This window comes from Burkholderia sp. BCC1977 (genome assembly GCF_905339595.1).
In the GTDB taxonomy this organism is placed as follows: Bacteria; Pseudomonadota; Gammaproteobacteria; order Burkholderiales; family Burkholderiaceae; genus Burkholderia.
Map to the genome: position 1 here is coordinate 37763 of NZ_CAJPGQ010000044.1, position 25332 is coordinate 63094.

Sequence of the window (25332 nt, forward strand, 5' to 3'; positions counted from 1 at the left end):
CGAACCCCGTATTGGCTAGCAGGACGACAGATCTCATGATGCCCATTTCCCCCGCCACCGCCACGCTCGACCACGCGCTGGCGCACCATCAGGCTGACCGGCTCGAAGAGGCCGAGACGTTGTACCGGCAGATCCTCGCCGCCGAACCACGGCACGCGGACGCGCTTCACCTTCTCGGCCTGATCGGCCATCAGTACGGGCGCTATCAGGAGGCGTCCAACCTGATCATGGCGGCCATCGAGATCAGGCCCGACGCGATGTACTACTACAACCTCGGCAACGTGATGCAGGCGGACGACCGCCATGCCGCCGCGGCCGAGTGCTTCCGCCTCGCGATCGAGCTGCGGCCCGACTACGTCGACGCATACAACAACCTCGGCAACGCGCAGCGGCTCGCGGGCGACGCCCGCGCGGCCGTCGATGCGTTCTGCAAGGCCATCTCGCTGAAGGCGGACAACGCCCAAGCCTACAACAACCTTGCGAACGCGCTGTTCGACCTGAACGAGATTCCGGCCGCGCTCGAGGCATATCGGCACGCGGTCGCGCTGCACCCCGAACTGCCGGAGCCGCGCAGCAACCTGCTGTTCGCGAGCCACTACGGCGACACGTTCGACCATGATGCGTATCTCGCCGAGGCCGCACGCTACGACGCGCTCGTCACGGCCCGCGCGAAGCCGTGGACGGACTGGCTCGTCGACCTGACCGCCCGCGTCGGGCGGTCGCTCAGGGTCGGCATCGTGTCGGGCGACCTGAAGTCGCATCCGGTCGGCTATTTCATCGAGAGCATGCTGAAGCATCTCGACGCGAACCGGGTCGAGATGCATGCGTACCCGACGCGCGCCGTCGAGGACGACGTCACCGCCCGCATCAAGCCGTTTTTCTCGACGTGGACCTGCCTCGCCGGCCTGAGCGACGAAGCGGCCGCCGCGCAGATTCGCGCGGACCGCATCGACGTGCTGCTCGACGCATCGGGCCACACGGTCTACAACCGCCTGCCGCTGTTCGCGTGGAGGCCGGCGCCGCTGCAGGCGAGCTGGCCCGGCTACTTCGCGAGCACCGGCGTGCGCGCGATGGACTACGTGATCGGCGATCGCCACGTGCTGCCGGCCGCCGAGGCCGCACATTTCACCGAACGGCCTTGGCATTTGCCGGACAGCTATCTGTGCTTCACGCCGCCGGCCGAGCCGATCGACGTCGGCGCGCTCCCGATGCTCGCGAACGGTCATCCGACGTTCGGCTATTTCGGCAAGCTCGCGAAGATCACCGATCGCGTCGTCGCGGTCTGGTCGCGCGTGCTGCAGGCGGTGGCGGGCGCGAAGCTGTTCGTGAAGGCGCCGAATCTCGACGATCCGCGCGAACAGCAGGCGCTCGCCGAGCGCTTCGCGGCGCACGGCATCGATGCGCGGCGCCTGATTCTCGAAGGCCGTTCGCCGCGCGCCGAGTACCTGGCCGCGCACCGGCGCGTCGACATGATGCTGAGCCCGTTTCCGTATCCGGGCGGCACGACGACCGCCGAAGCGCTGTGGATGGGCGTGCCCGTGCTGTGCCGGCGCGGCGATCGCTTCCTGTCGCACATTGCCGAGAGCCTGTTGCACGCAGCGCGGCTGCCCGAATGGATCGCGGACGACGACGACGCGTATGTCGCGAAGGCCGTCGCGCAGGTCGGCAAGCCCGCCGAACTGGCGGTGCTGCGCAAGACGCTGCGCGCGCAGCTGCTCGCGTCGCCGCTGTGCGATGCGCCCCGCTTCGCGCGCCATTTCGAGGACGCGCTGCACGGGATGTGGGCGCGTCACGTCGAAGCCGCGCCGGACGCATCGGTGTGAACGGTGCCTCGATCCTGATCACCGGCGGCGCGGGCTTTCTCGGCTCGCACCTGGGCGAGCGCCTCGTGAACGCCGGTCACGACGTGATGTGCGTGGACAACTTCCATACCGGCAGCAAGCGGAACGTCGCGCACCGGATCGGCCGCGTCAATTTCGACGTGACCCGTCACGACGTGTGGCTGCCGCCGTATGTCGAGGCGGATCGCGTGTTCAACATGGCGTGCCCCGCGAGCCCGGTCCATTACCAGGGCGATCCGGTCGCGGCGTCGGCCGTGACGATCGAGCACGGCGGCGGCCTGATCGATTTCGGACGCGACCCGCATCCCTATTGAGCAGGCAGACGAGATGGACGGAACCGGACAGGCATTGCAGGCGGCGCTCGCGCATCATCAGGCCGGGCGTCTCGCGGAGGCGAAGACGTTGTACGACGCGATCCTCACGGCGCAGCCGGGCCAGCCGGACGCGCTGCATTTCCTCGGGCTGCTGGCGTGCCAGCTCAAGCAATACGACGCGGGGATCGCGCTGATGGAGCGTTCGCTCGTCGAGCGGCCGGACGCGTCGTACTTCAACAACCTGGGCAACATGCTGCGCGAAAGCGGGCGGCTCGACGACGCGATCGCGCACTACCGGCGCGCGGTGGGGCTGCGACCGGACTATCCGGAGGCGCACAACAATCTCGGCAACGCATTGCGCGACGCGCGCGAGCCGGCGGCCGCGATGCACAGCTGCACGCGCGCGATCGAGCTGCGCCCGGGCTACGCGGAGGCGCACAACAACCTCGGCAACGCACTGCTGGACCTGGGCGACCTCGATGGCGCCGCGTCGCACTATGGCCGCGCGATCGAGCTGGACGCGTCGATGGCGATCGCGCACGTGAACCTCAGCTGCGTGTGCCGCCGGCAGATGCGCTACGCCGAAGCGCTCGCGCATGCGCAGGGGGCGATCCGGCTTGCGCCGAACCTCGGCGACGCGCACAACAGCGCGGGCAACGCATATCACGCGCTGGAGCAGCTCGACGCGGCGCAAGCCAGCTATCGCCTGGCCGTCACGCTGAATCCGGCGGACGCCGGCGCCTGCCACAACCTGTCCGTCGTGTTGCTGAAGCTGCACCGGCTCGACGAGGCGCTCGCATATTGCCGGCAGGCGTTGCAGGCCGGCGCGCCGACCGCGCTGATGCACGTCAATCTCGGCGACATCCTGCGCGCGCAGGGCAACGTCGCGGCGGCGGTCCGCACGTATCGCGATGCGCTTGCGCTGCTGCGCGACGACGCGGACGACGATGCGGCAGAGGTGCTGAACCGGCTGCTGTTCAGCGCGGCGGCGTCCGCGTGCATGAGCCCCACCGACTACCTGGCCGCCGCGCGGCGCTACGGCCGGCACCTGGCCGCGCGTTCCACGCGCTACGTGCACGATCCGCGCGAGCGGGCTGCGCGCGCGCGCGGGCGGCCGCTGCGTGTCGGCTTCGTGTCCGGCGACCTGCGCCTGCACCCGGTCGGCATCTTCCTGGAAAGCGTGCTCGCGCACCTCGACCGCACGCGCATCGACCTGCGCGTGTACGTGACCTCGGACGAAGAAGACGCGATCACCGCGAGACTGAAGCCGCACGCGGGCGGCTGGCGCTCGATCGCCGCGCTGGGCGCGGATGCGGCCGCGCGGATGATTCATGACGACGGGATCGACGTCCTCGTCGACCTCGCGGGCCATACGCAGGCGAGCGGGCTGGCCGTGTTCGGCTGGAAGCCCGCGCCGGTGCAGGCGAGCTGGCTCGGCTTCTTCGCGTCGACCGGCTGCGACGCGATCGACTATTTCATCGGCGATGCCCATACGCTGCCGGACGCCGAAGCGCATCACTTCGTCGAGAAACCGTGGCGGCTGCCGGACAGCTGGCTGTGCTTCACGCCGCCGGCGTACGACGTCTCGGTCGGCCCGCTGCCGATGGCGACGGGCGGCCATCCGACGTTCGGCTGCTTCGGCAAGCTCGTGAAGATCGGCGACGACGTTGTGCGCGCATGGTCGCGCATCCTGCACGCGCTGCCGGACGCGCGGCTGCTGCTCAAGGCGCACGAGCTCGACCGCGCGAGCATGCGCGACGCGACCGCCGCGCGCTTCGCGCGGCACGGCATTGACGCGGCTCGGCTCGAATTCGAAGGCGCGACGCCGCGCGCCGACTATTTCACCGCGTACCGCCGCATCGACGTCGCGCTGAGCCCGTTCCCGTACCCCGGCGGCACGACCACCGCCGAAGCGCTGTGGATGGGCGTGCCGGTGCTCGGGATGAAGGGGAGTCGGTTCGTCACGCACATTTGCGAAAGCCTGCTGCACGCGGCGGGCATGGGCGACTGGATCGCGGACGGCGAGGACGCCTACGTCGCGAAGGCGGTCGCGGCGGTGCTCGACCGCGACCGGCTGGCGGCGCTGCGCGCCGCGCTGCGCGCGCAGCTGCTCGCGTCGCCGCTATGCGACGCGCGCCGGTTCGCGGTGCATCTCGAAGCGGCGTTCCTCGGCATGTGGCAACGCTATACGAACTCGGAACAGGAAGCATGAACGATATCCACGCCACGCTGCAGTCCGCACTGACGCATCATCAGGCCGGGCGTCTCGCGGAAGCGAAGACGCTGTACGACGCGATCCTCACGGCGCAGCCGGGCCAGCCGGACGCGCTGCATTTCCTCGGGCTGCTGGCGTGCCAGCTCAAGCAATACGACGCGGGGATCGCGCTGATGGAGCGTTCGCTCGTCGAGCGGCCGGACGCGTCGTACTTCAACAACCTGGGCAACATGCTGCGCGAAAGCGGGCGGCTCGACGACGCGATCGCGCACTACCGGCAGGCCGTGGGGCTGCGGCCGGACTATCCGGAGGCGCACAACAACCTCGGCAACGCGTTGCGCGACGCGCGCGAGCCGGCGGCCGCGATGCACAGCTGCACGCGCGCGATCGAGCTGCGCCCGGGTTACGCGGAGGCGTACAACAACCTCGGAAACGCGCTGCTGGACCTGGGCGAGCACGCGGCAGCCGCCGCGAGCTACGCCAAGGCGATCGAACACCATCCGCGGTACGCGGACGCGTACAACAACCTCGGCAACGCGCTGCGCATGCAGGAGAAACATGACGACGCGGCGGATGCCTATCGCCGCGCCATCGCATTGCAACCGGGGTTCCGCGTCGCGCACCAGGGGCTGAGCGCGACGCTGCTCGCGGCCGGTGATCCGCTGGGCGCGATCGAACATGCGCGCGAGGGACTCGATCCGGGCGACGCGAACGCGCATTGCGTGCTCGCAAGGCTGCTGCAGCGCATGAGCAATTTCGACGAGGCGCTCGCGCTGTTCGAGCGGGCGATCGCGATCGACCCCGCGCATGCGCAGGCGTGGGCCTGGCTCGGCGAGCTGCGCAGTCAGCAGGGCGAATATGTGAAAACGCTGCAGCTGTGCCGGCGCGCGATCGAGCTCGATCCCGAACTGGCCGACGCGTACAACTTCCTCGGCTTCGCGTATCACAACCTCAACCTGTTGGCCGCCTCGGAGCTGAGCCACCGGCATGCGATCGACCTGAACCCCGACGATGCCGACGCGCATCACAACCTCGCCGCCGTGCTGTTTCGGCTCGAGAAGCTCGACGAGGCGATGAAGCATTACGAGATCGCGCGGGAACTCGGCATCGATCCGTTGCGGCTCCAGATGACGCTCGGCGACATCCTGTGGGCGAAAGGAGATCTCGCCGGCGCCCTGGACGCGTTCCGCGCGGCGATCCCGCACGACCTGCATCGTGCGTACTCGCGGATGATGTTCAACATGTCGAGCTCGCCCGCATTCAAGCCTGAGGAATGGGTCGCGGAAGCGCGCCGCTACGGCGAACAGCTGTCGCGCGACGCGCAGCCGTTCGAGCACGTCCGCGCGCAGCGCGTCGCGCAGGCGCAGGGGCGGCCGCTGCGCGTCGGCTTCGTATCGGGCGACCTGCGGCAGCACCCGGTCGGCGTCTTCCTGGAAAGCGTGCTCGCGCGGATCGACCGGTCGCGCATCGAGCCGCATGCGTACGTGACCTTCGTCGTCGAGGACGACGTGACCGCACGGCTCAAGCCGAATTTCGCGAGCTGGAAGAAGCTGACCGGCCTGGGACGCGAGGAGTCCGCGGAGGTGATTCGCGACGACGGCATCGACATCCTGATCGACATGGCCGGCCATACCAACTGGAGCGGCCTGCCTATCTTCGCGCACAAGCCCGCGCCGGTGCAGGCGAGCTGGCTCGGCTTCTTCGCGACGACCGGCTGCCGCGAGGTCGACTATTTCATCGGCGACCCGCATACGCTGCCGGCCGGCGAGGCGCATCACTTCACCGAACGGCCGTGGCGGCTGCCGGACAGCTGGCTGTGCTTCACGCCGCCCGCGTACGACGTCGCGGTCGGCCCGCTGCCGATGGCGGCCAATGGCAACTTCACGTTCGGCTGCTTCGGCAAGATGGTCAAGATCAGCGACGAGGTTGTCGCGCTATGGTCGCGCATCCTGCATGCACTGCCGGACGCGCGCCTGCTGCTGAAGGCCCATGAGCTTGGCGCCGGCGACCTCGGTCAGGCGACGCTCGATCGCTTCGCCCGGCATGGCGTTCGCGCGGACCGGCTGATCCTCGAGGGTGGCTCGCCGCGCGCGGAATACTTCGACGCATACAACCGCATCGATATCGCGTTGAGCCCGTTCCCGTACCCGGGCGGCACGACGACCGCCGAAGCGCTGTGGATGGGCGTGCCGGTGCTCGGGATGAAGGGCAGCAGGTTCGTCACGCACATCTGCGAGAGCATGCTGCACGCGGCAGGAATGTCGGAGTGGATCGCGGACGACGAAGCGGCGTACCTCGCGAAGGCGGTCGCGTTCGCGCGCGACTGCGACCGGCTGGCGGCGCTGCGCGCCACCCTGCGCGAGCGCACGCTGGCGTCGCCGCTGTGCGACGCGTCGCGCTTCGCGCGCAACCTCGAGGATGCGCTGCACGGCATGTGGGCCTGCTACGCGGCCGGGGAGACAGCGCCCGGGGACGCGTGACGAGCGGGGGGCGCGCACGGCCGGAAGCGGCGTTTGCACCGACGATCGGCGCGGCGGTCGAGCGAGCGGAGCGGGCGTAGCCGGCGCGATCCGGCTCGCGCCCCACCCACCGGCGAAAAAAAAGCCGCATTGAAGCGGCTCGACGGTACGGCGACAACGGTCCGCTCGACTGGCGGCGTCTTCTGGTTCGAAACTCACGGCGGACTTGACGCCCGGCGGTTACAGCATGCCCGTCTTCTGGTACAGGCGCGCGGCCTTGATGCGCTCCTGGGACTGCGCAAATTCGTCAGCCAGACGGTCATGGTCGGCTTGCGCGTGCTTCGTGATCGACGCGTCGATCGCCATGATCTGCCGCACCCGGTCCAGCGCGTCAGACGTCTGCTCGCCGGACAGGCTCATCAGCAGTGGCGAGCGTTCATCGGCGAGGACCGCGACGCGCACCCAGTCGCGAGCGTCGGCCGCCGACTGCATGGCACGGGTCAGGTCGAAGGCGAGGGACAGCGTGTCGGTCGTCATGGTCAGGTCCGGTCGGTGCGGTGCAGTTGCGGCTTACTTGTTGGTCGCCATCGCGCCGGCGCTGTTCTGGCCGCCGAACAGTTGGGTCAGATACCGCGTGTTGTTCGCCATCTGCGCCATCAGCGAGTTCAGCGCGGTGAACTGCGCGGTGTATTGGGTCGTCAGCTGGTCCGAGTAGCTCTGCAGTTTCGTCGCCTGACTCTGCACGCTCGTCAGATCGGCGTTGATCGCGTTGGTGCGCTGGTCGATCAGGCCGGACGTCTGCGTGTACGTGTTGATCTGCGAGTTGAGCGTCTGCGCGATGCCGTTCGTCTGGTTGAAAATCGCTGCCACCGCCGAACCGTTCGACTTGAGCGCGGTGGTCAGGGCCGCGGTGTCGACCGACATCGTGCCGGTGGACGACACGTTGATGCCGATGCTCCCGAGCGCATAGGTCGTGCCGCCCGTCGTGACGCCGCTGCTGAGCGTCGTCGCGAGCGTATTCGTGATCGTGGTCAGCATCGCGTCGCCGAGCAGCGGGCCGGCGGTCTTCGCCGTCGAGTCGTAGGACGACAGCGATTTCGCCGTGCTCACGAAGCTGGTGTAGGCGGTCGCGAAATTGTTGATCGCGGTCGTCGCCGCAGCCGTGTCCTGCGACAGCGTGATGGTTTGCGTCGTGCCGACGGCGGCTTGCGACAGCGCCAGGGTGACGCCCGTCAGTGCGCTCGAGACGTTGTTCGACGCGCTCGACACCGGCGTACCGTCGATCGTCAACTGCGCATCGGCGGCCGGGATGACCGTCGTGTAGCCCGACGTCAGTTTCGAATTGACGCCCGTGCCCGTGATCGAGATCGTGTTGGCCGCGCCGGTGGCGTTCGACTGCATCACGAGATGCTGGCCGTCCGAGCCGGTGATGACCGACGCGGTAACGCCGGCATTGCCGGATGCGGAATTGATCGACGACGCGATGTCGGACAGCGATGCACCGGCCGCCACGTTGACGTTGAACGCGGGATTGCTGCCGAAGGTGATGCTCAGCGAGCCGGCCGAGATCGTGTCCGTAGACTTCACGCCGGCCGACGACAGCTTGTTGGCAGTCGCGAGTTGGGTGACATTGACCGAATACGAACCGGCCACCGCGCCGCTGCCGCTCGCGATCGTCGTCGCGATACCGGTGCCGCTCGCCGTCGCGGCCAGGCTGCTGAGCGTGCTGCCGTTCGAGAGGCCGGTAAGCGCAGTCTGCAGCGCGGACAGCGCGCTCTTCAGTTGACCGATCGCGGACAGTTGCGTGTTGTCGTTCGTCTGCCGGGTCTGCAGCGTCTGCAATTGCCCGGCCGTCTTCGCGTTCACCAGCGTCGTTACGAGCGTATTGACGTCGAGCGACGAATTGGTCGCACCGCTGATGATGGATTGTCCGGCCTGTGACAGGAGGGTGCTGATGTCCGTGGTGCTGACGGGGGTTGTGGTGGCCATGCCGTTGCTCCGGTCGTCCGCGCAATCAACGAGCGCGATGCGGCGGGGCGCCGCGGTTCAATGCAAAGAGGGAGGCGTGCCTCCCTGGTGGATTCTGATCTGGGCGGTTGCGGCGGCGTCGTAGCAAATGCCGAGGGCGACGCCGCCGTGCCCGGAGGCGGGCGGGCGCGTGGCCCGCCGCGCGTGCTGCTCTATTAGCCGAGGAGCTTCAGGACTTGCTGCGGCAGCGAGTTCGCTTGCGCCAGAACCGAGATGCCTGCTTGCTGCAGCACTTGCGCCTTGCTCAGGTTCGCCGTTTCCGTCGCGAAGTCCGCGTCGGTGATCTGCGCGCGAGCAGCGCTCGTGTTGGTTGCCTGGGTTTGCGTCGTCGAGATCGCAGCCTGGAACGTGTTCTGAGCTGCGCCCAGCGTTGCCTGGAACGTGTTGACGTTCTTCAGTGCCGCGTCGATTGCCGTGATCGCCGACTGTGCGCCCGCCTGGGTGCTGACGTTCACGCTGTTCACGGTCATGCCCGCGCTGTCCCACTTCTGCGTGCCGAAGTCGACGCTGACGACCTGGTTCGCTGCTGCGCCGATCTGGAATGTGACGGTGCTTGCGCCGCCCAGGATGGTCTGGCTGTTGAACGTCGTTTGGTTTGCGACACGGTCGATTTCGCCGATACGCGTCGTGACTTCAGCCTGCAGGTTCGCGCGGGCGCTCGAATCCAGCGAGCCGTCGCCCGACTGAACTGCCAGCGTACGGATACGCTGCAGGTTGTCGATCGTCGATTGCAGCGCGCCGTTGGCGGTCTGGATCATCGAGATGCCGTTGTTCGCGTTTGCAACGCCTTGCGTCAGCGCGTTGATCGCTGCCGTTTGCGACGTCGCGATCGCCAGGCCTGCTGCGTCGTCAGCGGCGGTGTTGATGCGCTTGCCCGACGACAGGCGGTTGATTGCTTGCGACAGCGCGCTTTGCGAGCCCGACAGGTTCGTCTGCGTCGTCAGCGAAAGGATGTTGGTGTTGATGTTCAGCATTTGCTTCCTCGTTTTGGAAAATGCCTGAGTACAGACAGGATCAGGTTCGTTTTCGGCGTTGCGCTTTATCGCGAGTGGCGCTGCCCGCCTTTCCTGGTTGACGGCGGCACCCGGCGAAAACTTTAGAGGGATGTGTGAGGAAATTCGGGACGGAAGCATGCCGATGCCGTGGAGTCCGCGCCCGGTATGGCCGGCAGCGATTTCAGCCGGGTTGCGCGATGGTCTCGATGGACGGCGTGTGCGCCGCGCCGCACGGGGCGGCGAACCGGAGTCGACAAAAGGATAGTTTTGTCTGTGATTTCCTGATATGATGGCGGGCTGAATTGAGATTTTCTGTCAAGCCTGTGCCGACTCGGCATTCTTGCTGGCAGTCAAACGCGGCGCTGCACGCGGCTTGTGAAGCGTACTCGCGGTGCTTTGTGCCTCTCTTTTCCGGCCTCCGAGGCCGTATTTCCGCTCGTTTCGCCTGTTGTGGGGACGCCCGGATGGCCGGTGCGTGGCGCTTGGCCGCTACGTTTTTGACCGTTTAAGCAATTTAGGAACGACATGACGACGATTCTTCTGAAAGAAAACGAGCCGTTCGAAGTGGCGATTCGCCGCTTTCGCCGTGCTATCGAAAAAAATGGCCTGATCGCTGAACTGCGCGAACGCCAGTCCTACGAAAAGCCGACCGCAGTCCGCAAGCGCAAGAAGGCAGCAGCCGTCAAGCGCCTGCACAAGCGCCTGCGCAGCCAGATGCTGCCGAAGAAGCTCCACTAAGAGCGTCTACGGTTCGCCGCGAAACGGCGGAGTGTGCTTCGAAAGAAGCCGCTCCGCCGTTTTGCTTTTCTGGGCTGGAAAAGGTTGTGGATCGTGGCGGAAAGGGAGTCGATCGGTTGGTGGACGGCGGACGGCGGACGGCGGTGGCGGTGGCGGTGGCGATGGCGATGGCGATGGCGATGGCAGTGGCGGCTGTGGCTGTGGCTGCGGCGGTGGTGGCGGCGGTGGTGGCGGCGGTCCGTCTGTGCGGCGGTTCCGGCGGCGGCCAACGAGTTCGGCCGCCGGTGTCTACACGCGGAAATCGCCATCCGCGCTCGAGCTTGCCGTGCGCGGGGCGCCCTGCCGGGGCGCCGATGCTGCAATCTGGCTAGCTGGCTGGCCGGGTTTCGTCGCCGTCAACCCGCTTTGCGGTGCCGCGCCGGCTGCTGCTTGCCGCCGAGCGCCGCGCATTTGGCGTGACACGGGCAACTGGTCTCGTGGTCGTTGACCATCCCGGTTGCCTGCATCAGCGCATAGCAGATCGTCGAGCCGACGAACTTGCAGCCGTATTCCTTCAGTGCCTTGCTGAGCGCATCCGACTGGGCAGTCGACGCGGGCGCGTCGCGATACGACTGCCAGGCGTTCTGGACCGGCGTGTGGTCGACGAACGACCACAGGAATTGCGCGAGCGATCCGTGATCTTCGCGAATGCGCTGCACGGCCCGTGCATTGGTCACCGCGGATTCCACCTTCGCGCGATTGCGCACGATGCCGGGGTTCTCGAGCAGCTTCTCGACGCGCTTCGGCGTGAAGCGCGCGACCGCGTCGACATCGAAGTCGGCGAACGCTTCGCGATAGCCGGCGCGCTTGTTCAGGATCGTCGACCACGACAGCCCCGCCTGCGCACCTTCCAGAATCAGCATTTCGAACAGATGGCGATCGTCATGCGACGGCACGCCCCACTCGGTATCGTGATAGTGAGCATCCGCTTCCGTCTTTACCCAGTTGCACCGCTGCGACATCGCCAGCCTCGTTCCAGTGTCGATTCGATCGTGCCAGCATAGCGGAAGGTCCATTCGCGGCATAGCTGGCCGAACGGCAGATGGGCGCGCGGCGCCGATCCGGTTAAGCTTGGCGCCTGTTCGAATCAGCAGGATCAACGCATGACGGCATTCCTTTTTGCGATCGGCATCGACGGCGGCGGCACCGGCACTCGCGCGGTACTCGCCGACCGGCACGGGCGCGAGCTCGCGCAGGGGCGCGGCGGCCCGTCGGGGCTCGGCCTCGGCATCGAGCGCGCGTGGGCATCGATCGGCGCGGCCTGTGCCGACGCATTCACGCGGGCGGGGCTCGCGTTCGACTGGTCGCAGTGCGCGCTCGGCTGCGGGCTCGCGGGCGTCAACAATGCCGCGTGGCTCGCCGCGTTCCGTGCGCAGGCGCCGCTCGACGCGCTCGCGATCGAGAGCGACGCCTATACGACCGTCGTCGGCGCGCACGGCGGTGCGCCGGGGCTCATCGTCGCGCTCGGCACGGGCAGCATCGCGGCGGCGCTCGACGCGGCGGGCGACTGCCGTATCGCGGGCGGCTTCGGTTTTCCGTCCGGCGACGAGGCGAGCGGCGCGTGGCTCGGCGTGCGCGCGCTTGCGTACGCGCAGCAGGCGCTCGACGGTCGCGTGCCGCGCGACGCCTTCGCCGGCGCGCTGCTCGCGGAAACGGGCGCGCACGATCGCGACGCGCTCGTCCAGTGGTCGTGCGATGCGAACCAGACGATCTACGCGCGCCTCGCGCCGATCGTGTTCGCGCACCGCGACCATCCTTATGCGGCGGCGCTGATCGCGCAGGCCGGCGACGAGATCGGCAAGATGATCGACGCGCTCGATCCGCAGCAGGCGCTGCCGGTCGCGCTGTGCGGCGGGCTGGCCGACGCGTTGGCGCCGGCTGTGCCGGCGCGCCATGCGGCGCGGCTGCGCGCGCCGCTCGACGATTCCGCGCACGGCGCGTTGCGGCTCGCGCTGCAGGCGCTGATGGCGGCTGAAGCGGGGTGAGCGGTTTCAGCGGGCGGCGTGCGGTGAGCGGGCTGAGCAGGGTGAACGGGTAAAGCGGGTAAAGCGGGTAAAGCGGGTAAAGCGGATCGGGCAGGTTGAGCGGGGAAACCGAACTGAGCGAACTGAGCGAACTGAGCAGACCGAGCAGACCGAGCAGACCGAGCAGACCGAGCAGGTCGAACCGGCAACGCGCCGAAGGCCGAACGGCCTGAAACCCGCCCCTCATTCCCCAACCACCCGGCGCACCCCCGGGCACGACGTTAAAATGGCGGTTCCGCAGCGTCCTGCGCGCCATTCACCCGTCCCCATGTACAAAGTCATCGCCACCGATCTCGACGGCACCCTGCTGAACAGTGACCACCAGCTCGATCCGTACACGATCGAGACCGTCCGCCGGCTCGACCGCGACGGCCTGCAGTTCGTGATCGCGACGGGGCGCCACTACGCGGACGTCGCGGGCATCCGCGACGTGCTGGGCATTCGGCCGTACCTGATCACGTCGAACGGCGCGCGCGTGCATGCGCCGGACGACACGGCGATCCATGCGCAGGACATCGATCCCGCGATCGTCCGCGGCCTCGTGCAGCCGGGCGTGACCGGTGCGCACGGGCGCGTGATCGTCAACCTGTTCACCGACCGCGGCTGGCTGATCGACCGCGACGCGCCGCACCTGCTCGAATTCCACCAGGATTCAGGCTTCCGGTACGACGTGATCGACATGGCCGCGCATGACGGCGCCGATATCGCGAAGGTGCTGTACATCGGCGAGCCGGCCGATCTGGCGGTGGTCGCCGAGCAGATGCGCGTGCGGTTCGGCGATGCGCTGTACGTCACGTACTCGCTGCCCGACTGCCTCGAAGTGATGACCGCCAACGTGTCGAAGGGCCGCGCGCTGCGTGCGGTGCTCGCGCGGCTCGGCGTCGACACCGGCCACTGCATCGCGTTCGGCGACAACATGAACGACATCGACCTGCTCGAAACGGCCGGTCACGCGTTCATGATGAACAACGCGAACCCCGACCTGATCGCGCACCTGCCGCACATCCCGCGGATCGGCAACAACTTCGACGCGGGCGTCGCCCGCCACCTGCGCACGCTGTTCGCGCTCGAGGATACCCTCGACGGCGTCGCCGCTTCCTGAGCGGAAATGAAAAACGGGCGCCAGCGGCGCCCGTTCAAATTACCTGCCTCGATGTTGTTCGACAGCGTGAGGCTCGCTGCTCTGCTCGCGTGACCCCGTAGTGTTTTATTCGCTTGTGCGAGCGGATGCGGGCAGCAGGCCGACGGCATCGTCGCGCCCCGCGATCAGCGGGTAGATGACCCCCGCGATTGCCGCGCCGATGATCGGCGCGACCCAGAACAGCCACAGCTGGCCGATCGCCTCGCCGCCCACGAACAGCGCGGGGCCGGTCGAGCGGGCCGGGTTCACCGACGTGTTGGTGACCGGGATCGAGATCAGGTGGATCAACGTCAGGCACAGGCCGATCGCGATCGGCGCGAAGCCGGCCGGCGCACGCTTGTCGGTGGCGCCGAGAATCACGAACAGGAAGAAGCCCGTCATCACGACTTCGCAGATGAACGCCGCGCCGAGCGAGTAGTGGCCGGGCGAGCGCTCGCCGAAGCCGTTCGTCGCAAAGCCGCTGCCGACGACGTCGAAGCCCGGCTTGCCGGTCGCGATCAGGTACAGCACGAACGCCCCGAGCGTCGCGCCGACCACCTGCGCAACGATGTACGGCACGAGGTCGCGTGCCGGGAAGCGGCCGGCGACCGTCAGGCCCACGCTTACCGCCGGATTCAAGTGGCAACCCGAAATATGGCCGATCGCGAATGCCATCGTCAGCACGGTCAGGCCGAATGCGAGTGCGACGCCGGCAAAGCCGATGCCGAGGCCCGGAAAGGCGGCGGCCAGCACGGCGCTTCCGCACCCGCCGAGCACCAGCCAGAACGTGCCGAATACCTCTGCAGCCAGACGCTGAGAAAGATTCATGTAAGGACCTTGTTCAAGTGGGTTGAAGACATACGGACGACCGGATGATTTACTCCGTCGCCCCGAATTGGTCTGGATTATAGGAAATGAATCGGGTTGGAGAGGGTCAACGATTGTTAAATTTGAATGGCTGACGAATGGCTTTTATTAGAATAAGTCCGCATTCTCGATATAGCCGATTCGGTTAAAGATGACAGTATTAATTTCGAAGGGCAGGGCGGCAGTGCGGATGACGTAACGGGTGTTGGCGTCCCGGCCGGACTCGCCGGAGCCGCATCATGGAAAAAGGGAGTCGAAAAATGTCTCAATACGCGAAACTCAAGGCGCAGATCGCCGATCTGCAGGCCCAGGCGGATGACGTGCGTCGCCAGGAAGTGGCGGCGGTGATCGCCGACGTCCAGCGAATGATTGCCGAATATGGCCTGACGGCCCAGGACCTGGGCTTCGCGGAGCGAGCGCGGCGCGGCCGTCCGCCGAAAAAGGCGCCGCTGCCCCCGAAATATCGCGATCCGAAGTCGGGTGCAACCTGGAGCGGGCGCGGCAAGCCGCCGAATTGGATCGTCGGGAAGAACCGCGATCGTTTCCTGATCGAATGAGCGCGCAAAAAGAAAGAGCCGCATCGACTGCGGCTCTTTGGCGCCTTTGAGTTTTGCGCGCCGATTTCGGCGCGGATTTTCCGGAATATTTCCTGACGAATTTCGGCGTCAGGCGCCCGCGACTCGACGCAAGGTCGGCTGCTTCGCCGTCGTGCAAAGCGATTCGTAAGTTTCGACATAACGCCGCGCCATCGCTTTCGAGCTGAAGCGCGTATCGAAACGTGCGCGGATCGCGTCGCGCGACAGGCTGTCGATCCGGTGCAGCGCGCCGACGGCGCCCTGCACGTCCTCGACGATGAAGCCGGTCACGCCGTCCTCGATCACTTCCGGCACCGAGCCGCGGTTGAACGCGACGACCGGCGTGCCGCAGGCCATCGCCTCGATCATCACGAGGCCGAACGGCTCCGGCCAGTCGATCGGGAACAGCAGCGCCTTCGCGCCGGACAGGAACGCCGGCTTCTGCGCCTCGTTGATCTCGCCGATGAATTCGACATGCGCCTCGCCGAGCAGCGGCTCGATCACTTCCTTGAAGTAGTCGGCGTCGGCCTTGTCGACCTTCGCGGCGATCTTCAGCGGCAGCCCGCTTTGCGCGGCGATCCGGATCGCGGTGTCGACCCGCTTTTCGGGACAGATCCGGCCGAGGAACGCGAGATATTCGGGCTTCACGTCCGGTTGCGGCGTGAGCAGCGTGTCGGGCAGCCCGTGATACACGGTGCCGGCCCAGGCGGCCTGCGGCAACGGCTTGCGCTGGTTGTTCGAGATCGACACGACCGGCGCGTCCGGGAATGCGTCGAACACCGGCTGCAGCTCGGGCAGGTCGAGGCGGCCGTGCAGCGTCGTCACGTAAGGCGTATCGAGGCGCGACATCAGCGCGAACGGCAGGTAGTCGAGGTGGAAGTGCAGCACGTCGAATTCGTGCGCGACCCGGGCGACCTGCTCGATCAGGCGCATATGGGGCGCCATCGAGTCGCGAATCGACGGGTCGAGCCGCAGTGCGCGCGGCCATGCCGCCTCGAGACGGGCGGACGTGACGGAGTCGCCGCTGGCGAACAGCGTCACGTCGTGGCCGAGCTCGACGAGCGCCTCGGTGAGGTAGGACACGACACGCTCGGTGCCGCCGTAGAGTTTCGGCGGGACGGCTTCGTAAAGCGGCGCGATCTGGGCAATACGCATGGGCGTTCTCCGGTGTCGACCAGCAGGGGGCGCTCGTGTGCGCATGCTGGTCCGATGCAGGGTTGCGGAACTCGCCGACGTACGCTGTCTGCGGTACGTGGCCGGGTCCGTGGCGCGATGCGCGGGACCCCGGGCGGCAAGCTGCGGGGCGGGCCGGCGCGGCTCCTGCCGCTGCCCATTGGAGTCCATTATCGATATCGCCTTCAGGGGTTCGAGTGTTTTTTCAAACACTTAAGGCTTGTTACACCATGAAATACGCGAAAACCCCGATAAAAAGGGTGCGGAATCATAAAGCGAGATGGCCACAACTATTGTTGCGCTATCGTGAAAAACCACTATAATTTTTACCGATTCACTTTCCGGCAGCCTTGCCGGATGGCCTTCAGCCGGATTCGACCCATGCGGGACCGCATCGCCGACGAATTCGCGTCCCATTTGCGCCCCATTCGCGCCCCATTCCCCCCGCCGTTTGTTCCCTTTCAATCTGCCTTGTCGGAAAAATTCCTACACGGTTTACAGACAAATCCGGCGTGGCATGCGCCACTTCGCTGATACCGGCATAAATGCCGTTTGGCCAAAATTCGCCCTGTAAGACTATAAACGTGCCGACAGCGCGTCCGCAGGCGCCCGATCGAGCAAACGTTTTCATAATGAAAGGCCAAAGCAAAAGCTCTTAACGGGGGAATCATGAGCGCCACCAGCGAAATGCTCAGTGAGATCAAAGAGGTCAACCTGTCGTACCTCCTCCTCGCGCAGCGCCTGCTGCGGGAAGACAAAGCGATGGGCATGTTCCGCATGGGAGTTTCCCAGGAGCTGGCCGACGTGCTCGCGAACCTCACGCTCGCCCAGACCGTGAAGCTCGCCGCGTCGAACCAGATGCTGTGCCGTTTCCGCTTCGACGATCACGCATTGCTGTCGTCGCTCGCCGACAAGGGGCGCAGCGATGCCGTCACGCACGCGCACTCGGCCATCCTGATGGCCGGCCAGCCGGTCGAAAGCGTCCGCTGATCCTTCCCCGCCTTGCGTTCGTCCCGGCGCGCCGCGCCGGCAGGCGTCGTATTGGCCACTCATCCGAACAACGTCAAGCGGACGGTTATTCACCATGGCAAGCAAAAGCGTCGTGATCGAGGTGAAGGAAATCACCCTCGCCATCGAACTGATCGAACTGGGTGCCCGGCTGCAGCTGCTGGAGGCGGAGACGAGCCTGTCGCGCGACCGCCTGATCAAGCTGTACAAGGAACTGAAGGGCGCGTCGCCGCCGAAGGGGATGCTGCCGTTCTCGACCGACTGGTTCATGACGTGGCAGCCGAACATCCACTCGTCGCTGTTCTACAACATCTACCGGTTCATGCAGGATCACGGCCGCTGCGAGCCGATCCAGTCGATCGTGAAGGCGTACCGGCTCTATCTGGAGCATGTGAACCTGTCCGGCGACGAGGCCGCGCTGAGTCTCACGCGCGCGTGGACGCTGGTGCGCTTCTTCGACTCGGGGATGCTGCAGATGACCCCGTGCACGCGCTGCGGCGGCCATTTCGTCGCGCATGCGCATGATCCGCATCAAGGTTTCGTGTGCGGCCTGTGCCAGCCGCCGTCGCGCGCGGGCAAGACCCGCAAGGCCGCCGCCGCCCGCGCCGAGCTGGCGGCCGCCGCGGCCTGAGCGCCGCCGGGCGGGGCCGAGCGGGAGCCGGACGGCTGCCGCGCGCCGCGCGAACCGGCCGGGGCTTGCTGGTAAACACCGCCGCGCCGTCGCGGCGCGGCCGCGAAAGTTTTCCTGCCGACTGCCGTAAACCTGATTAACGGCGGTCTCTCCGCCGGTCATTCGTGAGGGACAGGCAGTGCTGATTATCGTGGGAACACTCGTGACGCTGTTGTCCGTCTTCGGCGGTTACGCGCTGGCAGGCGGGCATCTGGGCGCATTGGTCCAGCCGCTCGAGATCCTGATGATCGCCGGCGCGGGTGTCGGCGCGTTCATCCTCGGCAACGGCATGAAGACCATCAAGGCGACGCTGCGCGTGCTGCCGACGCTCTTCAAGGGCTCGAAGTACACCAAGGACGTCTATATGGAACTGATGGCGCTCCTGTACGTCCTGCTCGCGAAGGCGCGCAAGGAAGGCACGCTGACGCTCGAGGCCGACATCGACGATCCGGACAAGAGCCCGATCTTCACGCAATACCCGAAGATCCTCGCCGATCGTCACATCGTCGAATTCCTGACCGATTACCTGCGCCTGATGGTGGGCGGCAACATGAACGCGTTCGAGATCGAGAGCCTGATGGACGAGGAGATCGAAACGCACCACGCCGAAGGCGAAGGCCCCGCGCACGCGCTGATGCGCGTCGGCGACGCGATGCCGGCATTCGGGATCGTCGCGGCCGTGATGGGCGTCGTGCACACGATGGCGTCGGCCGACAAGCCGCCCGCGGTGCTCGGCGCGATGATCGCGCAGGCGCTGGTCGGCACGTTCCTCGGGATCCTGCTGTCGTACGGGCTGATCGGGCCGCTCGCGAGCCTCGCGGAGCAGCGCGTCGCCGAGTCGACCAAGATGTTCCAGTGCATCAAGGTGACGATCCTCGCGAGCCTGAACGGCTATGCGCCGGCGATCGCGGTCGAGTTCGGCCGCAAGGTGCTGTTCTCGACCGAGCGGCCGTCGTTTACCGAGCTCGAAGAGCATGTGCGCCGCGTGAAGGCGAAGTGACGCGGAGCATTCGATGAGCAAGAGCAAGGATCGCGCGATCGTCGTCAAACGGGTGGCCCCGCAAAAGAAGGGCCACCACGGCGGCGCATGGAAGCTCGCGTATGCGGACTTCATGACCGCGATGATGGCGTTCTTCCTGCTGATGTGGCTGCTGAGCTCGGTCACGCCGGTGCAGCTGAAGGGGATCGCCGAATACTTCAACACGCCGCTGAAGGCCGCGCTGTTCGGCAGCGGCGATCGCAGCTCGCAGGATTCCAGCATCATCAACGGCGGCGGCCGCGACCTGTCGAGCGTCGACGCCGGCACGCTGCGCCGCACCGACGGCACGACGCAACTCGCCGAGCGCCTCGCGAAAGCGGGCGACGAAAATTCCCGGTCGCAGGCGCAGGGTGCGCAGGACCGGCTCGAGCAGGCGCGCCTGCACGACCTGCAGATCAAGCTGATGGCGGCGATCGAGGCGAATCCGACGCTGCGCCAGTTCAAGCAGCAGATCCGCATCGATTCGACGCTGATGGGGCTGCGCATCGAGATCGTCGATACGCAGAAGCGGCCGATGTTCGCGATGTCGAGCGATCACGTCGAGCCGTACATGCGCGACATCCTGCGCGAGATCGGCAAGACGCTGAACGACGTGCCGAACCGGATCATCGTCCAGGGCCACACCGACGCGGTGCCGTACGCGGGCGGCGAAGGCGGCTACAGCAACTGGGAGCTGTCGGCCGACCGCGCGAACGCGTCGCGCCGCGAGCTGATCGCGGGCGGCATGGACGAGGCGAAGGTGCTGCGCGTGCTCGGCCTCGCGTCGACGCAGAACCTGAACAAGGCCGATCCGCTCGATCCGGAAAACCGCCGGATCAGCGTGATCGTGCTGAACCGCAAATCCGAAGACGCGCTGATGCGCGACGACGCCACGGCCACGACGCTGTCGGCCGACGCGGCGGGCTCGCAGCAGCTCGCGCAGCAGCTCGGCGGCGCGGCGCCGGCCGTGCGCCCCGCGCTCGCGGCGTCCGCCGTCGCCGTGCCGAAACCCTGATATCGACAAGACCAGATTCCGAGACAGACATGATCCGAACCATTCTCGCCATCGACGACTCCGCGACCATGCGTGCGCTGCTGCAGGCGACGCTTGCGCAGGCCGGCTACGACGTGACGGTGGCGCCGGACGGCGAAGCCGGCTTCGACATGGCGGCGACCGTGCCGTACGACCTGGTGCTGACCGACCAGAACATGCCGCGCAAGAACGGGCTCGAGGTGATCGCGGCGCTGCGCAAGCTGACCGCGTACGCGGACACGCCGATCCTCGTACTGACAACCGAAGGCAGCGATGCCTTCAAGGACGCCGCGCGCGACGCGGGCGCGACCGGCTGGATCGAAAAGCCGATCGACCCGACCGTGCTGGTCGACCTGGTCGCGACGCTGTCCGAGCAGACCGCCTCCTGACATGAACGCGACGAATCCAACCGGTGACCGGGCATGACTCTCGACATCACGCAGTTCTACCAGACCTTTTTCGACGAAGCGGACGAGTTGCTCGCGCAGATGGAGCAGCTGCTGCTGAACCTCGACGTCGGCTCGCCCGACCCCGAGGACCTGGCCGCGATCTTCCGCGCCGCGCATTCGATCAAGGGCGGCGCGGCGACCTTCGGCTTTTCCGCGCTGACCGAGACGACCCACATCCTCGAGTCGCTGCTCGACCGCGCGCGCAACCATGAGCTGACGCTGACCAAGGAAATGGTCGATGCGTTCCTCGAGACCAAGGACGTGCTGTCCGACCAACTGGTCGACTATCGCGCGAGCGCGGAACCGGACGCGGCGGCTGCCGCGACGATCTGCGCGAAGCTCGAACGCCTGAAGGCCGAGAGCGGCGCGGGGGCGCCCGCGGCCGCGGACGTCGCGCCTGCCGTGCCCGCCGTGGCGGCTGCACAGGCACCGGCACAGGCACCGGCTGCCGCCGGCAGCGACCGCGCACCCGATCACGTGGTCGAACAGGCCGTCGCGGCCGCGCATCCGGCGGCCGACGCCGGCACGGACGGCCCGCACCTGAAGATCACGCTCGTCGGCGTCGACGCGAAGGATCAGGCGCTGCTTACCGAGGAGCTCGGCAATCTCGGCCGGATCGTCGGCCGCGAGGAAGCGGGCGCCGACCTGACGCTGTGGCTCGAATCGGACGTGTCGTCCGACGACATCGTCGCCGTGTGCTGCTTCGTGATCGACGACAGCCAGATCCGCATCGCGCGCGGCACCGCGCCGGCCGCACCGGCGGAGTCTGCCGCCACGCCGGCCGCCGCCGAACCGGCCGCCGCACCGGAACCGGCCGCGCGGGTCGAAGTCTTCGCGCAAGCCGCCGGTGCCGCCCCGGCCGCCCCGGCCGCCGCCGCCGCACCGCAAGCACCGACGCAGCCGAGCGCCGCCGCGCAACCGGCACCGCAACCGCACGCCGAACCCGCCGGGCAGGCTGCCCAGGCGGCCGCGCACCACGACGACAAGCGTCCGCGCCCGGCCGCCGCCGCATCGGGCGCCGAAGGCAGCTCGATCCGCGTCGGCGTCGAGAAGGTCGACCAGCTGATCAACCTGGTCGGCGAGCTCGTGATCACGCAGGCGATGCTCGCGGAAACCGCGAGCGCGTTCGATCCGGCGCTGCACGACCGCCTGTTCAACGGGATGGCGCAGCTCGAGCGCAACGCGCGCGACCTGCAGGAAGCGGTGATGTCGATCCGCATGATGCCGATGGATTACGTGTTCAGCCGCTTCCCGCGGCTCGTGCGCGACCTCGCCGGCAAGCTCGGCAAGCAGGTCGAGCTGGTCACGTTCGGCCAGGCGACCGAGCTCGACAAGAGCCTGATCGAGCGGATCATCGACCCGCTCACGCACCTCGTGCGCAACAGCCTCGACCACGGGATCGAAACCGTCGACAAGCGCGTCGCCGTCGGCAAGGACGGGGTCGGCCAGCTCGTGCTGTCGGCCGCGCATCACGGCGGCAACATCGTGATCGAGGTCAGCGACGACGGCGCGGGCCTGAACCGCGAGCGGATCCTCGCGAAGGCCGCGAAGCAGGGCATGCAGGTGTCCGACAACATCAGCGACGAAGAGGTGTGGAACCTGATCTTCGCGCCGGGCTTCTCGACCGCCGAGACCGTGACCGACGTGTCGGGCCGCGGCGTCGGGATGGACGTCGTGAAGCGCAACATCCAGTCGATGGGCGGCCATGTCGAGATCACGTCGCAGGCCGGCCGCGGCACGACCACGCGGATCGTGCTGCCGCTCACGCTGGCGATCCTCGACGGGATGTCGGTGAAGGTCGGCAGCGAGATCTTCATCCTGCCGCTGAACTTCGTGATGGAGTCGCTGCAGCCGTCGATCGACGACATCTACACGGTCGGCAACGGCGAGCGCGTGGTGCGCGTGCGCGGCGAATACCTGCCGCTCGTGGCGCTGCACGAGGTGTTCTCGGTCGAGGACGCGCGCACCGATCCGACCCAGGGAATCGTCACGATCATGGAAACCGAGGGGCGCCGCTTCGCGATGCTGATCGACGAACTGGTCGGCCAGCAGCAGGTGGTCGTGAAGAACCTCGAAACCAACTACCGCAAGGTGCACGGCATCTCGGCGGCGACCATCCTCGGCGACGGCAGCGTCGCGCTGATCGTCGACGTCGCGGCGCTGAACCGCGAAACCCGTGCGACGCACGGCGCCCGAGCCGGCGCCGAGCTCGCGATCTTCTGACTCTCGCCATTCAACCGATTGGGGGCAAACGTGTCTGCTGAAGTCCAAATGATCAATCCGGCCGCGGCGAACGCGGCAACCAGCCGCCGCGACGCCGCGCAGGGCGATGCGGCGGGCCAGGAATTCCTCGTCTTCACGCTCGGCGACGAGGAGTACGGGATCGACATCCTGAAGGTGCAGGAAATCCGCGGCTACGACAGCGTCACGCGCATCGCGAACGCGCCGGACTTCATCAAGGGCGTGATCAACCTGCGCGGGATCATCGTGCCGATCGTCGACATGCGGATCAAGTTCCATCTCGGCCGCGTCGAGTACGACCACCAGACGGTCGTGATCATCCTGAACGTGTCGAACCGCGTGGTCGGGATGGTGGTCGACGGCGTGTCGGACGTGCTGACGCTGCAGACCGACCAGATCATGCCGGCGCCGGAATTCGGCGCGACGCTGACGACCGAGTACCTGACGGGCCTCGGCACGGTCGACGGCCGGATGCTGATCCTGATGGACATCGAGAAGCTGATGTCGAGCCGGGAAATGGCGCTGATCGAGACGCTCGGCGCGTAAGCGCGCCGCGCGCGCAGGAACTTCGGGAGAATCCGCAATGTTGCATAACTGGTCGATCCGCACGACGCTCACGGCGGTCGGACTCATCCTCGTGTGCCTGGCCGCCGCGGTCGGCGGGCTCGGCCTCTACGCGCTCAATCACGCGAGCCGCTCGCTCGACGAGATCGCGCACGTCGACTTGCCGGCGATCCATACGCTCGACGACACGTCGTCGTACCTGCTGCGCGCGCGCGTGTCGCTCGACCGCTTCCGCTCGCTGACCGAGGCCGGCAACACGGCCGATGCCGCCAAGGTGCTCGACCGCGCGCAGGAGCTGTACGCGAAGTCGAACCAGAACTGGCAGGCGTTCCAGTCGACGCCGAAGCTCGGCGTCGAGCAGGCGCTGGTCGACGAGCTCGCCGCGCGCTACGCGACGATCGTGAAGGAAGGCGTCGAGCCGGAATTCGCGGCCGCGCGCGCGGGCGACATGGCCGCGTATCACGCGGTCGCCGATACCAAGATCAGCCCGATGTTCGTCGCGTACGACCAGGCGGCATCGGCCGTGGTCGCGTCGCTGCAGAAGCGCGCGGAAGAGCGCCAGACCGCGACGCAGTCGCAGATCTCGCTGATGGTCGGCCTGATCGCGGCCGGCATCGCGATCGCGTTCGTCGTCGTGATCGCGATCCGCTTCGCGCTGCGCGGGCTGATCGTGAAGCCGCTCGAGGACGCGATCGCGCACTTCGAGCGCATCGCCGGCGGCGACCTCACGCAACCGGTGAACGTGTTCAGCACCAACGAGATCGGCCGCCTGTTCGGCGGCATCAAGCAGATGCAGGACGCCGTGACGACGATGGTGCAGGCCGTGCATCGCGGCACCGAGTCGATCGACGTCGGCGCGCGCGAGATCTCGACCGGCAACACCGACCTGTCGCAGCGCACCGAGGAGCAGGCGGCGTCGCTGCAGGAGACCGCATCGAGCATGGAGCAGCTGACCGGCACCGTGCGGCAGAACGCGGAGAACGCGCGGCAGGCGAGCCAGCTCGCGGTGAACGCGTCCGACATCGCGACGCAGGGCGGCGACGTGGTCGGCCAGGTCGTGTCGACGATGCAGGACATCGCGGCGAGCTCGGGCAAGGTCGTCGACATCATCGGCACGATCGAAGGCATCGCGTTCCAGACCAACATCCTCGCGCTGAACGCGGCGGTCGAAGCCGCGCGTGCGGGCGAGCAGGGCCGCGGCTTCGCGGTGGTCGCGGGCGAAGTGCGCTCGCTGGCGCAGCGCAGCGCGAGCGCCGCGAAGGAAATCAAGCAGCTGATCGGCGATTCGGCCGAGAAGGTCGACAGCGGGTCGGCGCTCGTCGCGCGGGCCGGCACGACGATGGACGAGATCGTGCAGGCCGTGCGCCGCGTGACCGACATCATGGGCGAGATCAGCGCCGCGTCGGACGAGCAGTCGACCGGCATCGAGCAGGTCAATCGCGCGGTCGGCCAGATGGATTCGGTCACGCAGCAGAACGCGGCGCTCGTCGAGCAGGCCGCGGCGGCGGCCGCATCGCTCGAGGAGCAGACGCGCCAGATGAAGGCGGTCGTGTCGGCGTGGCGCGTCGCGGGCGGCATCGTGCTCGCGCCGGCGCGCGGCGCCGCACGCCCGGCCGCGCACGCACCGGCGCCGGCGTTGCCGTCGGCGCGCCGTTACGAAGCCGCGCCGGCCGCACTGCCGGCGCCGCAGCCGGCCGCGCAGCCAGCCCGTCGTGCCGCGCCCGCGCCGCATGCCGCGGCACCGGCCGCGAGCCACGACGCGAAGCGCGCGACGGATGCCGCCGCACGCGCATCGAAGGACGCGCCGGCCGCGGGCGGCTACGGCCCGCGTCTCGCGAAGGCGTCCGCCGCACCGGCGCACAAGCCGGCAGACAAGCCCGCGCTGGTGCGTCCGGCGCTGAACGGCGAGAAGCCGGCGCTGGCCGCCGGCACGTCCGACGACGACTGGGAGACCTTCTAAG

General features: G+C 67.5%; 21 protein-coding genes and 1 pseudogene. 16 read left to right on the forward strand and 6 right to left on the reverse strand.

Annotation, left to right across the window (positions count from 1 at the left end; genetic code table 11):
• Positions 1-35: 35 nt before the first annotated feature.
• From U5771_RS28215 to U5771_RS28230, 4 genes and pseudogenes are all read left to right on the forward strand, one after another.
• Positions 36-1823, forward strand: coding sequence for a tetratricopeptide repeat protein (locus U5771_RS28215; RefSeq protein ID WP_322027019.1), 1788 nt, complete (start codon positions 36-38; stop codon positions 1821-1823).
• Positions 1820-2086 (forward strand): annotated as a pseudogene (locus U5771_RS28220) (NAD-dependent epimerase/dehydratase family protein); the annotation flags it as partial. The gene U5771_RS28215 and the pseudogene U5771_RS28220, both read left to right, overlap by 4 nt.
• Before the next feature lie 82 nt (positions 2087-2168).
• Positions 2169-4367: a tetratricopeptide repeat protein gene (locus U5771_RS28225; RefSeq protein WP_322027020.1), complete on the forward strand. Its 2199-nt coding sequence runs from the start codon at positions 2169-2171 to the stop codon at positions 4365-4367.
• Positions 4364-6850: a tetratricopeptide repeat protein gene (locus tag U5771_RS28230; RefSeq protein WP_322027021.1), complete on the forward strand. Its 2487-nt coding sequence runs from the start codon at positions 4364-4366 to the stop codon at positions 6848-6850. The genes U5771_RS28225 and U5771_RS28230 overlap by 4 nt, the downstream gene beginning before the upstream one ends.
• Positions 6851-7069: 219 nt before the next feature.
• Here U5771_RS28230 and U5771_RS28235 read toward each other — a convergent pair whose 3' ends face one another.
• The 3 genes from U5771_RS28235 to U5771_RS28245 all read right to left on the reverse strand — a co-directional run bounded on the left by U5771_RS28235 (position 7070) and on the right by U5771_RS28245 (position 9831).
• On the reverse strand, positions 7070-7366 hold the full coding sequence (locus U5771_RS28235; protein ID WP_322027022.1) for a flagellar protein FliT: 297 nt from the start codon (positions 7364-7366) through the stop codon (positions 7070-7072).
• 33 nt (positions 7367-7399) lie between these two features.
• The gene (fliD, locus tag U5771_RS28240) at positions 7400-8818 is read right to left on the reverse strand and encodes a flagellar filament capping protein FliD (RefSeq protein WP_322027023.1); all 1419 of its coding nucleotides are present in this window, start codon (positions 8816-8818) and stop codon (positions 7400-7402) included.
• 194 nt (positions 8819-9012) lie between these two features.
• A complete protein-coding gene (locus U5771_RS28245) occupies positions 9013-9831 on the reverse strand; it encodes a flagellin domain-containing protein (protein ID WP_322027043.1) in 819 nt (272 codons plus the stop codon).
• 546 nt (positions 9832-10377) lie between these two features.
• Here U5771_RS28245 and rpsU point away from each other — a divergent pair.
• Positions 10378-10590 (forward strand): 30S ribosomal protein S21, encoded by a 213-nt coding sequence (rpsU, locus tag U5771_RS28250; protein ID WP_006401410.1) that lies wholly within the window; start codon positions 10378-10380, stop codon positions 10588-10590.
• A 395-nt stretch (positions 10591-10985) separates the two neighbouring features.
• Here the strand turns inward: rpsU and U5771_RS28255 are convergent, their stop codons facing one another.
• The gene (locus U5771_RS28255; protein WP_322027024.1) at positions 10986-11591 is read right to left on the reverse strand and encodes a DNA-3-methyladenine glycosylase I; all 606 of its coding nucleotides are present in this window, start codon (positions 11589-11591) and stop codon (positions 10986-10988) included.
• A gap of 141 nt (positions 11592-11732) precedes the next feature.
• On the opposite strand from U5771_RS28255, the gene U5771_RS28260 reads away from it, so the two are divergent.
• Positions 11733-12614 (forward strand): BadF/BadG/BcrA/BcrD ATPase family protein, encoded by an 882-nt coding sequence (locus U5771_RS28260; protein ID WP_322027025.1) that lies wholly within the window; start codon positions 11733-11735, stop codon positions 12612-12614.
• A 307-nt stretch (positions 12615-12921) separates the two neighbouring features.
• The gene (locus tag U5771_RS28265) at positions 12922-13755 is read left to right on the forward strand and encodes a Cof-type HAD-IIB family hydrolase (RefSeq protein WP_322027026.1); all 834 of its coding nucleotides are present in this window, start codon (positions 12922-12924) and stop codon (positions 13753-13755) included.
• A 105-nt stretch (positions 13756-13860) separates the two neighbouring features.
• Here U5771_RS28265 and aqpZ read toward each other — a convergent pair whose 3' ends face one another.
• Complete coding sequence (gene aqpZ / locus U5771_RS28270; RefSeq protein ID WP_322027027.1) at positions 13861-14601, reverse strand: aquaporin Z; 741 nt, start codon at positions 14599-14601, stop codon at positions 13861-13863.
• Positions 14602-14900: 299 nt separating this feature from the next.
• Between aqpZ and U5771_RS28275 the strand changes: the two genes are divergently transcribed.
• On the forward strand, positions 14901-15197 hold the full coding sequence (locus tag U5771_RS28275; protein WP_006489320.1) for an H-NS histone family protein: 297 nt from the start codon (positions 14901-14903) through the stop codon (positions 15195-15197).
• A gap of 108 nt (positions 15198-15305) precedes the next feature.
• Here U5771_RS28275 and U5771_RS28280 read toward each other — a convergent pair whose 3' ends face one another.
• Complete coding sequence (locus U5771_RS28280; protein ID WP_322027028.1) at positions 15306-16370, reverse strand: glycosyltransferase family 4 protein; 1065 nt, start codon at positions 16368-16370, stop codon at positions 15306-15308.
• Between the two features lie 687 nt (positions 16371-17057).
• On the opposite strand from U5771_RS28280, the gene flhD reads away from it, so the two are divergent.
• The 8 genes from flhD (at position 17058) to U5771_RS28320 (ending at position 25331) form a co-directional block, all read left to right on the forward strand.
• Positions 17058-17378, forward strand: a complete 321-nt coding sequence (gene flhD, locus U5771_RS28285; protein ID WP_322027029.1) for a flagellar transcriptional regulator FlhD — start codon at positions 17058-17060, stop codon at positions 17376-17378.
• Between the two features lie 94 nt (positions 17379-17472).
• Positions 17473-18027, forward strand: a complete 555-nt coding sequence (gene flhC, locus U5771_RS28290) for a flagellar transcriptional regulator FlhC (RefSeq protein ID WP_124500307.1) — start codon at positions 17473-17475, stop codon at positions 18025-18027.
• A 178-nt stretch (positions 18028-18205) separates the two neighbouring features.
• Complete coding sequence (gene motA / locus U5771_RS28295) at positions 18206-19066, forward strand: flagellar motor stator protein MotA (RefSeq protein ID WP_124486860.1); 861 nt, start codon at positions 18206-18208, stop codon at positions 19064-19066.
• 13 nt (positions 19067-19079) lie between these two features.
• Positions 19080-20099, forward strand: a complete 1020-nt coding sequence (motB, locus tag U5771_RS28300; RefSeq protein WP_322027030.1) for a flagellar motor protein MotB — start codon at positions 19080-19082, stop codon at positions 20097-20099.
• Positions 20100-20128: 29 nt separating this feature from the next.
• The gene (locus U5771_RS28305; RefSeq protein ID WP_322027031.1) at positions 20129-20506 is read left to right on the forward strand and encodes a response regulator; all 378 of its coding nucleotides are present in this window, start codon (positions 20129-20131) and stop codon (positions 20504-20506) included.
• Between the two features lie 33 nt (positions 20507-20539).
• Positions 20540-22789 (forward strand): chemotaxis protein CheA, encoded by a 2250-nt coding sequence (gene cheA, locus U5771_RS28310; protein WP_322027032.1) that lies wholly within the window; start codon positions 20540-20542, stop codon positions 22787-22789.
• 48 nt (positions 22790-22837) lie between these two features.
• A complete protein-coding gene (gene cheW, locus U5771_RS28315) occupies positions 22838-23353 on the forward strand; it encodes a chemotaxis protein CheW (RefSeq protein ID WP_322027033.1) in 516 nt (171 codons plus the stop codon).
• Between the two features lie 37 nt (positions 23354-23390).
• Positions 23391-25331: a methyl-accepting chemotaxis protein gene (locus U5771_RS28320; protein WP_322027034.1), complete on the forward strand. Its 1941-nt coding sequence runs from the start codon at positions 23391-23393 to the stop codon at positions 25329-25331.
• Position 25332 lies beyond the last annotated feature (1 nt).

Coding starts and splice junctions, on each gene's coding strand:
- U5771_RS28320 (WP_322027034.1), top strand. CDS start 23,391: ATGTTGCATAACTGGTCGATCCGCACGACGCTCACGGCGGTCGGACTC.
- flhC (WP_124500307.1), top strand. CDS start 17,473: ATGGCAAGCAAAAGCGTCGTGATCGAGGTGAAGGAAATCACCCTCGCC.
- aqpZ (WP_322027027.1), bottom strand. CDS start 14,601: ATGAATCTTTCTCAGCGTCTGGCTGCAGAGGTATTCGGCACGTTCTGG.
- U5771_RS28215 (WP_322027019.1), top strand. CDS start 36: ATGATGCCCATTTCCCCCGCCACCGCCACGCTCGACCACGCGCTGGCG.
- U5771_RS28305 (WP_322027031.1), top strand. CDS start 20,129: ATGATCCGAACCATTCTCGCCATCGACGACTCCGCGACCATGCGTGCG.
- U5771_RS28255 (WP_322027024.1), bottom strand. CDS start 11,591: ATGTCGCAGCGGTGCAACTGGGTAAAGACGGAAGCGGATGCTCACTAT.
- U5771_RS28260 (WP_322027025.1), top strand. CDS start 11,733: ATGACGGCATTCCTTTTTGCGATCGGCATCGACGGCGGCGGCACCGGC.
- cheA (WP_322027032.1), top strand. CDS start 20,540: ATGACTCTCGACATCACGCAGTTCTACCAGACCTTTTTCGACGAAGCG.
- fliD (WP_322027023.1), bottom strand. CDS start 8,818: ATGGCCACCACAACCCCCGTCAGCACCACGGACATCAGCACCCTCCTG.
- U5771_RS28235 (WP_322027022.1), bottom strand. CDS start 7,366: ATGACGACCGACACGCTGTCCCTCGCCTTCGACCTGACCCGTGCCATG.
- flhD (WP_322027029.1), top strand. CDS start 17,058: ATGAGCGCCACCAGCGAAATGCTCAGTGAGATCAAAGAGGTCAACCTG.
- U5771_RS28245 (WP_322027043.1), bottom strand. CDS start 9,831: ATGCTGAACATCAACACCAACATCCTTTCGCTGACGACGCAGACGAAC.
- U5771_RS28230 (WP_322027021.1), top strand. CDS start 4,364: ATGAACGATATCCACGCCACGCTGCAGTCCGCACTGACGCATCATCAG.
- cheW (WP_322027033.1), top strand. CDS start 22,838: ATGATCAATCCGGCCGCGGCGAACGCGGCAACCAGCCGCCGCGACGCC.
- U5771_RS28265 (WP_322027026.1), top strand. CDS start 12,922: ATGTACAAAGTCATCGCCACCGATCTCGACGGCACCCTGCTGAACAGT.
- U5771_RS28225 (WP_322027020.1), top strand. CDS start 2,169: ATGGACGGAACCGGACAGGCATTGCAGGCGGCGCTCGCGCATCATCAG.
- motB (WP_322027030.1), top strand. CDS start 19,080: ATGAGCAAGAGCAAGGATCGCGCGATCGTCGTCAAACGGGTGGCCCCG.
- rpsU (WP_006401410.1), top strand. CDS start 10,378: ATGACGACGATTCTTCTGAAAGAAAACGAGCCGTTCGAAGTGGCGATT.
- U5771_RS28275 (WP_006489320.1), top strand. CDS start 14,901: ATGTCTCAATACGCGAAACTCAAGGCGCAGATCGCCGATCTGCAGGCC.
- U5771_RS28280 (WP_322027028.1), bottom strand. CDS start 16,370: ATGCGTATTGCCCAGATCGCGCCGCTTTACGAAGCCGTCCCGCCGAAA.